At 70.2% G+C, this 14,452-nt stretch carries 10 protein-coding genes; 4 read left to right on the plus strand and 6 right to left on the minus strand.

The genetic code is table 11. The features are described 5' to 3' along the window. Both ACTWQR_RS27565 and ACTWQR_RS27570 read right to left on the minus strand, forming a co-directional pair. Positions 1–760 (minus strand): maltotransferase domain-containing protein (locus tag ACTWQR_RS27565; RefSeq protein WP_443229944.1); only part of this gene is annotated, 760 nt, incomplete at its 3' end. Between the two features lie 176 nt (positions 761–936). Further along, positions 937–1,224 (minus strand): DUF5133 domain-containing protein, encoded by a 288-nt coding sequence (locus ACTWQR_RS27570; RefSeq protein WP_443229945.1) that lies wholly within the window; start codon positions 1,222–1,224, stop codon positions 937–939. A 301-nt stretch (positions 1,225–1,525) separates the two neighbouring features. Here ACTWQR_RS27570 and ACTWQR_RS27575 point away from each other — a divergent pair, with 301 nt between their 5' ends. Continuing rightward, complete coding sequence (locus tag ACTWQR_RS27575; RefSeq protein ID WP_443229866.1) at positions 1,526–2,110, plus strand: pep a2; 585 nt, start codon at positions 1,526–1,528, stop codon at positions 2,108–2,110. A 252-nt stretch (positions 2,111–2,362) separates the two neighbouring features. Here ACTWQR_RS27575 and ACTWQR_RS27580 read toward each other — a convergent pair whose 3' ends face one another. Together ACTWQR_RS27580 and ACTWQR_RS27585 are read right to left on the minus strand one after the other, a co-directional pair. Beyond that, positions 2,363–5,422: a glycosyl hydrolase gene (locus ACTWQR_RS27580; protein WP_443229867.1), complete on the minus strand. Its 3,060-nt coding sequence runs from the start codon at positions 5,420–5,422 to the stop codon at positions 2,363–2,365. A gap of 238 nt (positions 5,423–5,660) precedes the next feature. Then, positions 5,661–7,532: an AMP-dependent synthetase/ligase gene (locus ACTWQR_RS27585; RefSeq protein WP_443229868.1), complete on the minus strand. Its 1,872-nt coding sequence runs from the start codon at positions 7,530–7,532 to the stop codon at positions 5,661–5,663. Between the two features lie 434 nt (positions 7,533–7,966). Here ACTWQR_RS27585 and ACTWQR_RS27590 point away from each other — a divergent pair, with 434 nt between their 5' ends. After that, on the plus strand, positions 7,967–8,869 hold the full coding sequence (locus ACTWQR_RS27590) for an alpha/beta fold hydrolase (protein WP_443229869.1): 903 nt from the start codon (positions 7,967–7,969) through the stop codon (positions 8,867–8,869). Positions 8,870–8,898: 29 nt separating this feature from the next. Here ACTWQR_RS27590 and ACTWQR_RS27595 read toward each other — a convergent pair whose 3' ends face one another. Next, entirely contained in the window at positions 8,899–9,708 is an 810-nt protein-coding gene (locus ACTWQR_RS27595; protein ID WP_443229870.1) for an NPP1 family protein, read from the minus strand. 170 nt (positions 9,709–9,878) lie between these two features. On the opposite strand from ACTWQR_RS27595, the gene ACTWQR_RS27600 reads away from it, so the two are divergent. Both ACTWQR_RS27600 and ACTWQR_RS27605 read left to right on the plus strand, forming a co-directional pair. After that, complete coding sequence (locus tag ACTWQR_RS27600; protein ID WP_443229871.1) at positions 9,879–11,627, plus strand: ArnT family glycosyltransferase; 1,749 nt, start codon at positions 9,879–9,881, stop codon at positions 11,625–11,627. A gap of 105 nt (positions 11,628–11,732) precedes the next feature. Next, positions 11,733–12,662: an endonuclease/exonuclease/phosphatase family protein gene (locus ACTWQR_RS27605; protein WP_443229872.1), complete on the plus strand. Its 930-nt coding sequence runs from the start codon at positions 11,733–11,735 to the stop codon at positions 12,660–12,662. Between the two features lie 5 nt (positions 12,663–12,667). Here the strand turns inward: ACTWQR_RS27605 and ACTWQR_RS27610 are convergent, their stop codons facing one another. Beyond that, positions 12,668–14,443, minus strand: a complete 1,776-nt coding sequence (locus tag ACTWQR_RS27610; RefSeq protein WP_443229873.1) for an acyltransferase — start codon at positions 14,441–14,443, stop codon at positions 12,668–12,670. Positions 14,444–14,452: the final 9 nt, after the last annotated feature.

The raw sequence follows: 14,452 nt of genomic DNA on the forward strand, positions 1-14,452 counted from the left end.
TGCTGCCGATGGGGTGGACCGGCGGCAGGTACACCACGTCGAAGCCCATCTCCGCGATCGCCGGCAGCCGCCGTGCCGCCGTCCGGAACGTGCCGCTGACCGGCGGCTTGTCCGGCTCGATCACCGCCCCCTCCGAGCGCGGGAAGAACTCGTACCACGAGCCGTACAACGCCCGCTCCCGCTCCACCAGCAAGGGCAGCGGGGCCGATCGGGAGAGTCGGTCGCGCAGCGGATGTTCCGTCAGAGCCGCGTCCACTTCGGGGGTGAGGGCGGCGGCGAGGCGGGCCTCCGGCGGCCGGGACTCGTCGCGCAACGCGTGCAGGGCGGCCCGCACCGCCGCTCGGCCCGCCTCGTTCGGTACTCCGGCGGCGGCCCGTTCGTACAACTCGGCACCCTCCTCCAGGACCAGCCCGATATCGATGCCGGCCGGGATCTTGATGCCGGCGGACCGGCGCCAAGTGGTCACCGGGTCGGACCACGCCTCCACCCAGTACGTCCAGTCGCCCACCGCTCCAGGGGTGACGTCGGCGCCCCATCGGTCGGTCCCGGGGGTCAGCTCCCGCATGGGCGTCCAGGGGCCGGTACGGCCCTCCGGGTCGCGCAGGACGACGTTCGCGGCGACGGCGTCGTGCCCTTCGCCGAAGACGGTGGCGGTGATCTGGAAAGTTTCGCCCAGCACCGCCTTCGCCGCGCGATTGCCGCACTCGACGGCCGGGCGGACATCGACGATGGGGATGCGGCCGATTGAGACGACGGGCATACGGCCGGCAGAGGGAATGTGGCCGGTGGCCGGGTTTGCCGGGTTCTCGTTCATGGGTCTCACCTCCGCCATCCTTGAGCTCGGTCCGTGGTGTGCGGGTGTTTCGCACGGCCCCTGGGGCAGGGCCGCCCCTAGGGCAGGGCCGACTGGAAGACAGGGCCCCTGGGACAAGGCCTTCAGGACACAGGGCTCGTCCTGAGTTCGGCGGAGCGTCTGCCGATCGGCGGGCCACCGTCGGCCCTTTCCCGGCGGCGGCGTGCGTCTGCACTGGCGGCCAGGTAACGCTCGGCGGCGTGAACGGCCTCCCGCGCGCAGCGTTTCCCCATCAGCACGCACAACGTGTAGCCCGTGTTCTCGAAGTTGCCCCGCGCCGCACGGTCGGCGGGGGCCGCGAGCATCATGCGTTCCCAGGCGCGGTACTGCTCCAGATGCCTGGCGACCTCGGCTTTGGCAGGCAGCAGCATTTCACTGGTCACCTTCCACTCCTTCGAATCGCACGGCTCGTCCGGATCGTGCGTGCAGACCGTGCACGGAGAGGCATCGACCGATTACGGCGATCGATGCCCTCACTCATGGTGCACGCGGCGCCACCCAACGTCCTGTTGTCGATTCAACAACCTCATGCCGCTCTCGTGTTGCACGAACGGAGTACTGCTCTCACGCTGGGACTGACTCAGGAGCGATCACTGCTCACGCTTCGTGTTCGGGGCTCGGCCCGCGGGGGCGAGGAGGAGCGAGGGCTTCGCCGGTGAGGAGCCAACGACGATGAAGACCGTAGTGCCCTGCTACTACCACCTCGACGTGGAGGTCAGTCCGGAGCGGGTCGAACAGGTCAGGCGCATTCTGGCCGCCCATCTCCGCTACTGGAATCTGGAGAACCTCGTCGAGCCCGTCTGTCACTGTGCCGAGGTGCTGCTGCTCACGATCGACGAGCATGCGGCGGACAAGAACACCACCATCGAGATGTGGTGGAACGGCCAGCACCTCATCACCGCCGTGGCGGACAACGACGGTGAGTTCCACCCGGACTCCGCCACTCGTGGCTGCCTGGCCCACATCGCCGCCATGAGCGACGGCTGGGGCTGCTGCGCCACGGGTACCGGTGGGAAGATCATCTGGTTCTCGCGCCGTGTCCGCGCCATGGAGCGTGCCCCGCTGGTCCCGGCCGGACCCGCGCCCAGCCTGCGGGAGTCCCGCCGGACGCCCCGCGAGGCGCCGGTACCGGCGATGGCGGGATCCGTGCCCACGAGTCCGTTCGAGTTCGAGGACACGGCCGTCGGCGCCGGCTCCTGGGACCCGAAAGGTCCGTCCCTCAGAACGGTGGTGCGCCGCCCGACGAACACCGCGTAACACTCCCTCCGGGAGAACACTCCACCGGCCCACGACTGCTTTGGCAGTCGCGGGCCGGAGGCATTGCTCCTCGGGTGGTCAGCCGGGCCGGCCCGTCGGCATCACGGTGACCTGCTGGATGTTCGCGCGCGGCGGCGGGGCGGCGATGAAACCGACGGTCTGTGTTCCTCGCACCCAGCTCCGCGCGCAGGCGGCGGGAGGTACGGGTGACGTACGCCTTGGTGGCGGAGTGGGCGGCGAATGGCCCTCGCCTCATTGGCGTCCGGTAGGAGGTCGTGTCGCGTCGTGCACCCGGGCCTCCCCGTAGGGCACCAGGCGAACCGGTCCCAGCAGCCCGTACGCCTGACGTGCCAGTCCGCCGTACACCGCGGGGTCGCTGACGCGCAGGCGGTTGGCGAGTGGGGTGGCCACCTCGACCTCGATGAGGTTGGGCCCTCGCTCGAGCAGGCCGTTCAGGTCCACCACCGGGTGGATCTGATCGACCGGGTCGAGGCGGTGGCCGTTGACGGTGACCCGGCAGGTGTCGGTCACCGTGCCCAGCTCGAGTCGTGCGCCGTGGCCGCCGGTCCAGCCTTCACCGAGGGTGACCGTGGTGCGGTAGCGGCCGATGCCCGAGACGTCGGCGAGTTCGGGGAGCTGGGACCAGGGCAGCAGGGCGTCCAGTGTCAGCTCGTGCTCGACGACGGTGGTCCGGGTGGCCGTGGCGCCGGGTCGCCAGTCCCGGACGTACAGGTCCCAGGAGGTCAGTTCCATCGGGCCGGGGATGTCCTTGAGGGACGTGCGCACCGTGCGTCCGTGGGAGAGCACGGTGCGGTAGGTCCCGGCGGCCATGGCGCGGACGGTGAGTCCGGTGTCGGTGAAGCGCACCTCGTCGGCCTCGCTGCTGACCGCGTGCGGGCGGCCGCCGTGGTGGTCGCCGAAGAGGCCGGCCCGGCCGATCGCCACGACGAGGGTTTCCGCGGGCTGAAGGGAGACCCGCACGGTGACGCTGTCGCCGTCCTCGGTGTAGCGCGCGATGCGCTCGGCCTTCCCCGTCCACGGGTCCAGCAGGTAGGGCACGCCGCGCGCCGTCGTGCGGTGCAGGGTGACCTCGTGGTCGATGGCGGCCACCGGCGGCTTGACGGTCTCCGCGTGCTTGCCGTTGCACAGGTAGTAGAAGTCGACGCCGTCGGCCACGCGGTGGGCGTTGAGGAGGGTCGAGGCGGTCGCGTGCCGCACGTCGGGCCGTACACCGAGCTCGGCGAGGGCCGCGGGGACCGCCGTCTTGTCCGTGACGCGGCGCACCAGCGGCTGGGCGAGCAACTCGGCCACCACGGAACGCAGTTCGTCGCTCTCGCCACTGTCCGGGATGCCGGACGGCACGACGGTCTCCCAGGCGCCGAGCAGCACGAGGGGCAGACCGGCCCGGGTGAGCCGGAGCAGGGCGCGGGCGTCGGACAGCGCGAGGGTCACCTGGGAGCCGTAGAAGAAGTCGCCCTCGACGAACAGCGCCTTGTACGCGGGACCGTCGGGTGCGAGCCGCCCTCGGCGTACGGTGGCGGCGGGCAGGTCGAGCAGTGGACCGCTGAGGAACTGGTGGGTCCAGCCCAGCGTGACGCCCGTGGCGGTGAACCAGGACGCGCCGATGCCGGTGGCGGTGTAGCCGGTCTGCCGGAAGACAGCGACGTCGGCTCTGGCCCGGCCGGTCTGCAACACCTGGTGGACCCGGCTGAGATAGCCGGAGACGTCCGCGACGTGCTTCCAGGTCGGGTGCCGAGGTCCCCAGGACTCGCCGTAGCCGGCCGTGCCCTTGTACGGGGTGAAGGCCGCGTATCCCGGCCAGTTGACGCCCGGCAGCTCGGCGTAGGAGAAGCCGTGGACGACGGTCTGGTTGACGCCGGCGGCGTAGGCGCCGCCCATGGTGCGCAGGAACCTCTGCCAGGTGGTGCTGTAGGCGCTGCCGGCATAGGCACCTGCCTCGCAGGAGAGCACGGTGTGGCCGGCCATGTCGCGGCCGCCGGCCAGGCAGCGGTAGTCGTCGAGGTTCTTGAAGCCCAGGGACTCGCCCTCGGCGATGTCCAGGATCGCGGCCGAGGCGATGGCGTCGGTCTGCAGACCGTAGGGCTGGGAGCGCAGTTGGAGGCCGAGTGAGTGGGCCCAGGTGCGCAGTGCCGTGACGTGGTGCTTGTTGAAGAGGGTGGAGACGGTCTCCCAGAAGTCGTGCCGGATCTGGCGGGTGACGGCGGCTTCGAAGGCGTAGACCTGGTTGCTGTTGTCGAGGATGAGGGCGGGCAGCAGGGGGAGCAGGGAGCGGCCGGTGTGTTCGAGGAACGCGTCGGGCAGGCGCGGCGTCCACTGGAGCCCGTCGGTCTCCAGCTCGATGGAGTCCTCGAACAGCGCACCTCCGGAGACCTTCAAGAGGCGGCGGATCGCGGGCGTGAGGATGCGGGCTTCCCAGAAGTCGGTCACCGCGCGTGTGCCGGCCGCGCTGAAGTGGTCGACCACATAGGCGGGCGGGACGGTGTGCGGGCCGGCTTCCGGCGTCTGGCCGGAGCCGCGTACCCAGTACGCGATCAGGACCCAGGTGCCGTCGTCGGGCGCGGTCCAGCTGATGGCGCCGTCGGTGACCGTCGGGGTGAGGTCGCGGACGGAGTCCAGGTCGAGGCCGGTCTCCTTGCGCGTGGAGTTCGCGGTGTTCACCCGTGCGGCCTGTACCAGGAGGAGCTGCCGCTCGGTCACGCCGGACGCCGCTTCGTGGACGGGCTCCGGCACCGCGCCCCTGTAGGCGGTGCCCGCGGCCAACGTGACTGCCCCGTAAGCGAGTTCCTTGACGGCGGCCTCGCTGTCGGGGGTGATGCCGGGAACCGCCGCGGGCCAGCTCGGTCCGACGGTGAGGTCGACCGTGATACCGCGTCGGGCCGCCTGGCTCAGCGCGGCCTCCACGCCGGCGACCCAGGCGGCGCTGCCCCAGCCGTGACGCGCGGTGTCCAGTACCGAGGTGTCGGTGACGCTGTGATGGACGGCGGCTATTTCGGCGCCTCCGAAGCCGGCGTCGGCGATCTGGTCGATCTCCCGTCTGATCTCGTCGGGCCGCACCAGGCCGTCGGGCCACCACCAGCGGAACTTCGGCCGCACCGCACGGCTCGGCTCGGCGAAGGAGGCGCCGGTGGTCGTGGCGGTGAGGGCGGTGGCGGCGCCGGCTTCGGCGGTGGCTGCCGACGCGCGGCCGTGCCCGGCCCAGTCGACCGCACCGGCGGCGGCTGTCGTGGCCGCGGCCACGAGCAGGGTGCGGCGCGGGATCCCCGTCCGGTGAGCTGAGGTGAGGTCGTCCATGGGTCCTGTCCACTCCCGGGCAGCACGAAGAAGACCCCCTGAGGGGCCTGGGACTTGAATCGTTTTAATCGCTGCGAAACTAAGTCGCTGGATCAAGGGGCGTCAAGCAGCGTGCACGATGCAATGTGCCGTGGGAGCCGACTGCGGGCGTCATGTGGACAGCGGGGGAGTCGCCCCACCGCGTACTCGCCGCACGGGGGGCTCCCGTCCTCACCGCGTCAGGCTTCACGCGAACGGCTCATCTGAACACGTTGTCGTTGTCCAGCTCGTCCCAGTTGTAGGGATCGACGGGCGCGAAGTTCCGGGAGGGCCTTGAGGACGTCTGATACATCGCCTCGATTTCGGCGGCGTACCGCCGTGAGATGGCGTCCCTGCGCAGCTTCAGCGAGGGAGTGAGCATTCCGTTGGCCAGGTCGAACGGTTCGGGAAGTACCCGGTACGCGCGAATGGACTCGGAGCGTGACACGGTGGAGTTGGCCGCGGCGACGGCGCGCTTGATCTCTTCTCGCAGAGCGTTCTCCTCGCGCAGTTCCCGGTCCTGCGCCTCGCCCGGTATCGACAGGACCGAGCGCCAGTGGGCGACGAATTCGGGGTCGAGAGTGATCAGAGCTCCGACGCAGGGCCGGTTGTCACCCACGACGACCGCCTGATGGATGAGCGGATGGACCCGCAGGCGTTCTTCGAGAGCCGCGGGCGCCACACTCTTGCCGCTGCTCGTGATGATGATGTCCTTCTTGCGGCCGGTGATGGTCAGATATCCGTCGCGGTCGAGGCGGCCGATGTCTCCGGTGGCGAGCCAGTCGCTCTGAAGTGAGGCCCGCGTGGCCGCGTCGTCGTTGATGTAGCCCTGGAACACCGAAGGCCCCCGTACCAGGATCTCCCCGTCGTCGGCCACGTGGATCTCCGTGTCGGGAATGGGGCGTCCGACGGTTCCGAATTTCTCCCGGCCCACGGGCTGTGCCGTAATCCCGCCGCCTGTCTCCGTGAGCCCGTATCCGTCGTGGACGAAAATCCCGATTCCCGCGTAGAAAAGGGCGAGTTCACGGTTGAGGGGAGAGCCGCCCGACACCGCGCCGCACACTCTTCCGCCCAGTGCCGCGCGGAGCTTTCGGTACACCGTCTTTTCGTAGATGGCGTGCTGAAGTCGCAGATCGAGGCCGGGTCCTGGGCCCGTTCGCAGCCGGTGGCGCTCGGCGGCCACGGCGAAGTCCTGCGCGGTGCGGACCGCTCGCTCGAACAAGGCGCTACGGCCCGACTCCTGGGCCTTGCGCAGGAAATTCTTGTAGATCTTCTCGAAGATGGACGGGACGGCGTAGAGAAACGTCGGGCGAAAGGACAGCAGGGCCGCGGAAAGCGACTCCGCGCCCAGATCGGGTTCGTGGCCCATCAGGAAACCGCCGCGCATGCACAGTCCCTGGATCATGAGGCCGTAGACGTGGGAGAAGGGAAGGAAGGCGAGGACGGCCGGCTGTTCCCCGGGCGGCGCCACCGTCTCTCTCCAGCCTGCCAGCAGCGTGTCGCAGGGGCTCGCGAGGCTGCGATGGCTCAGGGCGCATCCTCTGGGGTGTCCCGTCGTGCCGGAGGTGTAGGCGATGACCGCGGTCGAGTCGGGCAGCACGATCCGGCGCATGGACTCGACGGTGGTGACCGGTACCAGCCGGCCCTGTTCGACCAGGTCCGCCAGGCCCCCGGCGTCCAGCTGCCAGACGTGCCGCAGCAACGGCAGCGAGGCGCACACGGAGCCGACCGTCATGATGGCCTGTTCGTCCTCCACCACCACGGCGACGCAGCCGGCGTCCCTGAGGATCCACGCGACCTGATCGTGCGACGACGTCGGATAGATCGGGACGATTTCGGCGCCCACCGTCCAGAGCGCGTAGCTGAGCACGGTCCACTCGTAGCGGGTACGGGCCATGACGGCCACGCGGTGGCCCGGGAGGATCCCGGCCGCGATGAACCCCCTGGCCACGTCGACCACTTCGTCCCGCAACTCGACCGCGGTCACCGATGACCAGGTCGTGGGGGAGGTGTCGGAACGGCGGGCGATCTGCGGGAGGGCCGGGTCGCGGATCGCTGTGTCGAAGACGCTGTCGGCGAGTCCTCCCTGCATCAATGGTGGAGCCGGTCGAGAAAGTTCCAAGGGGTGCATTCGCCGCTCCAGAATTCTTCTCAGAGCGCCCTTCCGATGGAGTCCGGAGCCGAGGGCGTTCGCAATGTAGCCCACGACGGCGACGACTGTGTCACGAACCGTCGAACGACTTGCCCTGATGGCCTTTCAGGACAGAACGGTGCAGATGTCCAAGTCAGACGCCCAGCGGTCGATCCTTGCCTGAGGCGGCTTCGCGGTTCCCTCGGCGGTGGCCGTGCCCCACTGCGGCCTGCCGGGCAGAAGCAGCCGCCCTCACGTACACGGAGTGGCTGTGTGCGAAGGGGCGGTCCGCCGCACTCCTCATTACGATGAGAGAGATCATCACGTTGAGAGAGATCGTCGCGCCCCCGAGGGCCCGCGTACGAGGAGGGGCCGACCGACGTCAGGAGGCCGCCGTGAGCACGATCGCGGTGAAGGCCGCCCAGCTGCGGGGAGGGCTGGTTCTCCCCTACGCCGAGGCGGGCTATCCGGAGGGCATCCCTGTCGTCTTCGTGCACGGTCTCGCGGACTCCTGGTGGATGTTCGAGCCGCTGCTCAGGCAGCTCCCTGCCGCCGTGCACGGATACGCCCCGACTCAGCGGGGTCACGGCGACGCCGAACGGCCTGCGGACGGCTACCGTCCGCAGGACTTCGCGAACGACCTCGCGGAGTTCCTCGACGCCGTGGGGATCGCCCGTGCCGTCCTGGTCGGAGCGTCGAGCGGCGGTGTGGCCGCACGGATGGTCGCGGGCAGCCACCCCGACCGGGTGGCGGGACTCGTCCTCATGGGCGCCCCTGCCACACTCGCCGACAAACCCGGCGTCACGGCTCTGTGGGAGACGATCCAGGCCCTTGAAGACCCCGTGCCGCGCTCTTTCGTCGACGACATGCTGGGCGACCTCGCGACCTTGCCGGTGGGACGCGGATTCGTGGCGACGATGGCCGAGGAGAACCTCAAGGTGCCCGCCCGGGTGTGGCGGGAGACCCTGCGGGGCTTGCTGGAGACGGACCTGGCGGCGACCTTGAGGGGAATCCTCGTACCCACGCTCGTGCTCTGGGGTGACGCGGACACCGTTCTGCCGCGCACCGATCAGCAGCGGATCGTCGACGCGATCCCCGAAGCGACCCTCGTCGCGTACGAGGGCGCCGGTCACCTTCTGTACTGGGAAGAGCCCGAACGGATCGTCCAGGACGTCGTCGGCTTCGCCACTCGAGTCGCCCGAGGCGTCCGAGTCGTGCCGAAGCTCGCTGACGGCGGCTCTCCGGGCAAGCCCGAGGGGCCGCCGTCCCCGAGTGATCCGGACGGGCCTTCCAGCTGACGTGCGGCTGACGTGCGGTTGCCGCGCGGTCAGGCGTTGGGGTCGAAGGCGATCCCCGAAGGCTTGGCCGAGGCGAGGTGCGAGTTGAACGTGCTGTCCTTGATGCCGAGCGTGGCACTGCCGAAGTTGTACGCGCTCAGCTTGTCGCGCAGACCGGCGGGGTAGCCGTTCCAGCCGACCAGCGGCGGGTACTGCCAGGTTCCCTTGTGGTTCTCCGGCGGCTCGTCGCCCGAGCCCGCGGCGCGGAAGGTGTGCGTACTGATCCCGTCCTTGTGATAAACGATCTTCGGGTGGGTCCCGTCGAAGCGGATCTGGGAACGGTTGTGGACCGTGAACGAGCCGTGGTTGGAGGTCGAGACGTATTCGGCCTGATTGTTCTGCACCCACACCACGACGTGCTCCCAGTCGTGTCGGTGCCCGCCGAGCCCGCTGCCGGCCACGGCCTGGTCCTTCTCGAAGTAGAGCGCGTACACGATCGCGCACCAGCCGTTGTTGCACTTGGAGCGTGAGTATCCGTTGGTGTTGTCGAGGTCCGACGCGTCGCGGCAAGAGCCGTTGAGGGCCCCGCTCGGGTTGAGGCCGCCGTTGATCGTCCCGTCCGGGCCGATGGCTGGAGTGGAGTAGCAGCCGTCCGTGTCGTAGTCGTAGGCGGGCTGGAACGTCTGCTCCAGTCCGTCGGCGTTGGCGGGCAGGGCCCCGGGCGGAGCCGCCAGGGCGGTGGCCGGGAAGGCGAGGACCAGGGCGACGGCGCCCGCGAGGCCGCCGAGCGTTCTCTGGCGAAACCGCCGCGATCCGAAGAGCTTCGATACCGGTCTGCCGTTCACTAGCGTCCTCCTCATGGCCTTGCGCAGGCCAACGCCCTTTATGACATGTGCAGTTCAGCTTCCCGGGTTTTCACCGGCACGCCAAGAGGTCGCAGGCGTCACAACGGTTAAGGCACGCCCAACAGTTGGGCCACACACCGCCAAAGAGGGCCACCACGAGCGGGGTTGATGGGAAGGTGGGTGCCATGAGGTCGCCGTGGATCACCCGGCTCGACGGTGACGAGCACACCGCGTCCGGCGGGTCCGCACCGACGGCCGAGGGCAAGCGCCAGGGCCGAATCGAAGGGCTCAAAGGCCGGTTCGCGGGGCTCAAGCGTCACCGGCGGCCGCTGTACGTGCTGGCCGTCGTCGCGCTTCTGGCCGAGATGGCGGTCGCGATGGTCACGACGGCCGTCGAGCAGACCCCGACCATCGACGAGCCGGTGTACGTGGCCACGGCCGAGGTCTACCTTCAGCAGCGCAGCCTCCGCTACAACCCCGAACACCCGCCCCTGGGCAAGCTGATCATCGCGTCCGGGCTGGTGTTCACCGACGCGTCGCGCCTCGACCCGGACTTCGCCTTCAGCCAGAAGGCACTGGGGCGGCAGCTGCTGTACGAGTCGGGCAACGACCCCGAGCGGCTGATGCTGTGGGCGCGCCTGCCGGTGATCGTGCTGACGCTGTTGTTCGGGCTGGTCGTCCTCGCCTTCGCCCGCGACCTGGCCGGCCCGGCGGCCGGGCTCGTGGCGCTCACCCTGTACGCGTTCTCACCGGACGTCATCGCGAGCGGGTCGCTGGCCACGCTCGACGTACCGGCGGCCGGCTTCCTGCTCACGTCCGTGTGGCTGCTGTGGCGGGCCCGGCAGCGGCCGCGCCGGTACCTTCCGCTCGCCGGGATCGCCCTCGGCGCGGCCGTGGCCACCAAGATGAGCGCGCTGGCGGTGGTTCCGGTGCTGATGCTGCTCGGTGTCCTGTCTGTCTGGTACGCCCGCAGGACACCCGGAATCGGCATGCGCGAGCGGGCGCGGGTCCTCGCGCTCGGCGCGGCGGCGGCCGTCGGTATGGCGCTGGTGGCGGTCACCGTCGTGTGGGCCGCCTACCTGGTCGTCGACCCCCGACTGCGCTGGACGCAGCCCGAGAACGTGCCGGACATCCTCGGAACGCGCGGCCGGATCGCCGCGTGGCTGCCGTTCCCGGAGCCGTACCGGGACGGCATGCGCATCCAGTTCGGCTTCGAGTACGAGATCTGGCAGGGCTTCCTGTTCGGCCGGCTGTATGAGGGATCGCTCTGGTACTACCTGCCGGCCGCACTCCTGGTGAAGACGCCGCTCGGCATGCTCGCGCTGTGGCTCGCGGGCGCCGTGGTGCTCCTGACGGTTCGCCGGCTGCGGCCCGCGGCGCCGTACGTGCTCGTCCCCGCGGCCTGCCTGCTGGTCGTGGCCATGAACGGGGCCCGTGACCTCGGCGTTCGGTACGCGCTCTTCATGCCGATGTTCCTGGCGGTCGCCGCCGCCGGCGTAACCGTCTTCCGCCGACGGTGGGCGCATGCCGTGACGGCGGCGCTGATCTGCTTCGCCGCGGTCAGCTCGCTGCTGACGTATCCGTACTACCTCCCCTACTCCAACGAGGCGTTCGGCGGCCCGTCGAAGACCCACCTGCGCCTGCACGACTCGAACGTCGACTGGGGCCAGGACCTGGGCCGCCTGGCCGATCGCCTCCGCCGGGACCACCCGGGTGAGCGGGTCTGGCTCGTCTACAAGGGCGCGGGTGTGCCCTCCTACTACGGCATCGACGAGTCCAACCCGCTGAGTGCTCCCCTGGGCGAGGTGCACGGACTGCTCGTCGTGTCGGACTCCTCGGCCGCCAAGGCCGACGGCCGGCTCGCCGCGCTGCTCGACACCAGCACGCCGATCGACGAGGTCGGCCACTCGATCACCGTCTACCGGCGACGGTGACACCGCGACAGAGGCGCTGCCGAGGCCTGTCACGGTGGAGCGGCTGGTCACATTCGTCTCCGGGGCCCCAACTCGCCCCGGAGACACGGCGGTACCGTCGAGGTCATGGCAACGGGGCGTACGAGGAGACGCGGCAGGGCCGGCACCATCCTGCCGGCCATCATGTGCGTCCTGGTGGCACTCCCCGCGAGCAGCGTGCCCGAGCCGTCCGGGCCCGAGACGGCCCCCGTGCCGAAGTCCCCGCGCGGCCACTACGTCGGCTACGTCGGCACCTTCAACATCTACGGAAACGTCGGCCACCGGGGCGACACGGGCGACTGGATCAAGGACGAAGCCGATGCCATCAAGGAGCTCACCTCCGGCGACAGCACCCGCTGGCTGTTCATCGGCCTTCAGGAAGTCTGCAAGGCCCAAGGGGAGCGATTCGCCCGGGAATTAGGCATGAACAGCGCCTTCGTCGACACCGGCACGGACTGCGCCGACGGCCAGCCGTTCGGGAACAGCGTCCTGTTCCACTCCACCGCGAAGGTCCTGCCGCCGACCCTGCTGCCCAACCCGGACAACGCGCGCGACGAGCGCGGCATCATCTGCGCTCTCGTACGAGCCGCGGGCGGGCGAGGCCCACAAGTCACCGCCTGCAGCACGCACTTGAGTGTGGGCGGCAAGGCGAACCGCGCGGCCCAGGCCGAGTTCATCCACCACGGCTGGCAACCGGACGGCAGCCACCCGCTCGGCACCAACGGCCCGGTCATCGTCGCCGGCGACCTCAATGCCCTGCCCGACGCAAGGGAGTTGGACGGCATGTACGGCAGCGGCGTCGAGGCGAGCGGCCCCCGTGAAACCGAGTCGCCGTACACCCATCCGACCTACGACGACGGCCGCAAGATCGACTATTTGTTCACGTGGGGCACACGGGGTTCCGCGAGTTGGCGCGACACCGGCATTCGCCGGACCGACAACTCGGACCACAACTTCTACTACAGCGGCTTTTCGATGGTCGCGGGCTCCGGTGCCCGTGGCTTCTCGGTCCGGTGAGGGCGTCAGCCGGCGGAGTCCGGGCTACTGGTGAACGCGGACGAGCGGGCCGCTTCAGGGCGGTGGATGCCGCGTGGCCGGTACCCCAGCCGGTCCGACACCCCCGCCAGATCAGCCAGCAGCCAGATGATCGCCAGCCACATCTCCGTGCCCTGCAGCCCCGGCTCCCGGCCGGGACCCGTACCGCCCTCGCCCGGCGGGCCGAAGCCGAAACCGGCCCCGTTCCGCCAGCGGCCCAACGCCTGGGCCAGTTGGTCTTCGGCCCAGGTCCGAGCCTCGGTCGCCCGATGGCGGGTCTGGGGCCCGGCGAGCCACAGCGGGTGCGCGACGTCCAGGACGTTGCACGCGTTCTGACGGCCAGGTGCGAACCAGCGTGGATCGCTGCCGTGGGTCAGCAGGGTGTCCACGACCCGTTCCGCGTACGGCACTTGAAGGCCGAACTGCGCGTACGAGCCGCGGGTGAGGCGGTAGTAGCCGTTGACCAGTTGCAGCCGACCCGCAGCCGGTGACTCGGCCTCGCCCCACATCCCCGTCCACGGATCCACACGGGTGGCGAGCCAGCCGAACAGCGTCTCCAGTGTGCCCGGCACACCCGCCTCGGCACCCGACTCGAGATTGCGGTGCGCGCCGGTGGCCCAGCAGTCCACCCACGCTCCGGCCGACCACGCCCGGGTCCGCCATGGGAGCGACTCCAGGCGCGTGATCAGCTGACCGGGCGTCATACGCCGGACGACGTGAACCGGGTGGGTGAAGCGGGAGCCAAGCAGGTCCAGCGCATAGCCCACGGACAGTACGTGGTACTCGGCGGCGCCGTCGTCGACCCAGCCGTCCGAGGCCGGGGCGGGCAGTGCACCGGGGCTGCCGTCAGGAGCGAGTTCGGGCACCAGGCCGCTGCCGGGGTCCTGCAGGGCACGCAGCCGCCCGGCGTGCTCGGCGGCGGCCAGTTGCGCCGGGGGTGAGCCCAGTAGCAGATCGGCGATCTCCACGGCGTCGCAGTGCGCGCGTACGGTCGCCGGTGCGCCGGGCCGGTCCCTGTACCGGCCGGTGTCGGCGTTCCAGCAACGGGCGAGGAGGTCGGCGGCCTGGGCCCGGGCCCGGTCGGCGAACCGGGCGACGGCGTCCCCGAGGCCGCTGTCCGACTCCGACGTGCTGCCTGGCGAGGAGGCGGACGCCCCGCCTCCCGAAGTGCCGTGGTCGCGGCGGTCGCGCAGCGGCCGGGCCGGGTTGCCGGCGGCGATCGTCCAGGGCGGCAGGTCCTTGGTGACGACCGCGCCCGCGCCCACCACACAGTGGTCGCCGATCGTCACCCCGTCGAGGACGACGACGTTCGAACCGATCCACACGTCGTCGCCGACGGTGATGCCCTTGCTGGTGAGCGGCTGCCGGTGCACGGGCCGGTCGGGAGCGAAACCATGGTTGAAGCCGAGCAGGGAGGTGTGCGCACCGATCCGCACACCGTCACCGAGCGTGATCCGGCCCCGCACGGTGGCGTACGGGTTGACGGTGCAGTCGGAGCCGGCGGTCACCTCGCCGGTGACGTAGGCATGCCCGGCGATGTAGGAGTTCTCGCCCAGACGCAGGACGTCGGCGAACACACCGGCGGCGGGGGAGACGTAGCAGCGCGGGCCGAAGCTCGCCCCGCCGTCGGCCAGCCGCTTCTGACGCGCGGTCTGCGCCACGCGCTGCGCGTCGGAGGCACGACGAACGAAGTCCCAGGGACAGTAGTCGAAGTAGGAATCCCCGAGGGGTGTTGCCGGGTTCATCGCGCCGGAGTCGTCCATCGCACCGGA

Origin of the sequence: Streptomyces sp. 2A115, assembly GCF_052245575.1 — a bacterium.
Classification (GTDB): Bacteria; Actinomycetota; Actinomycetes; order Streptomycetales; family Streptomycetaceae; genus Streptomyces.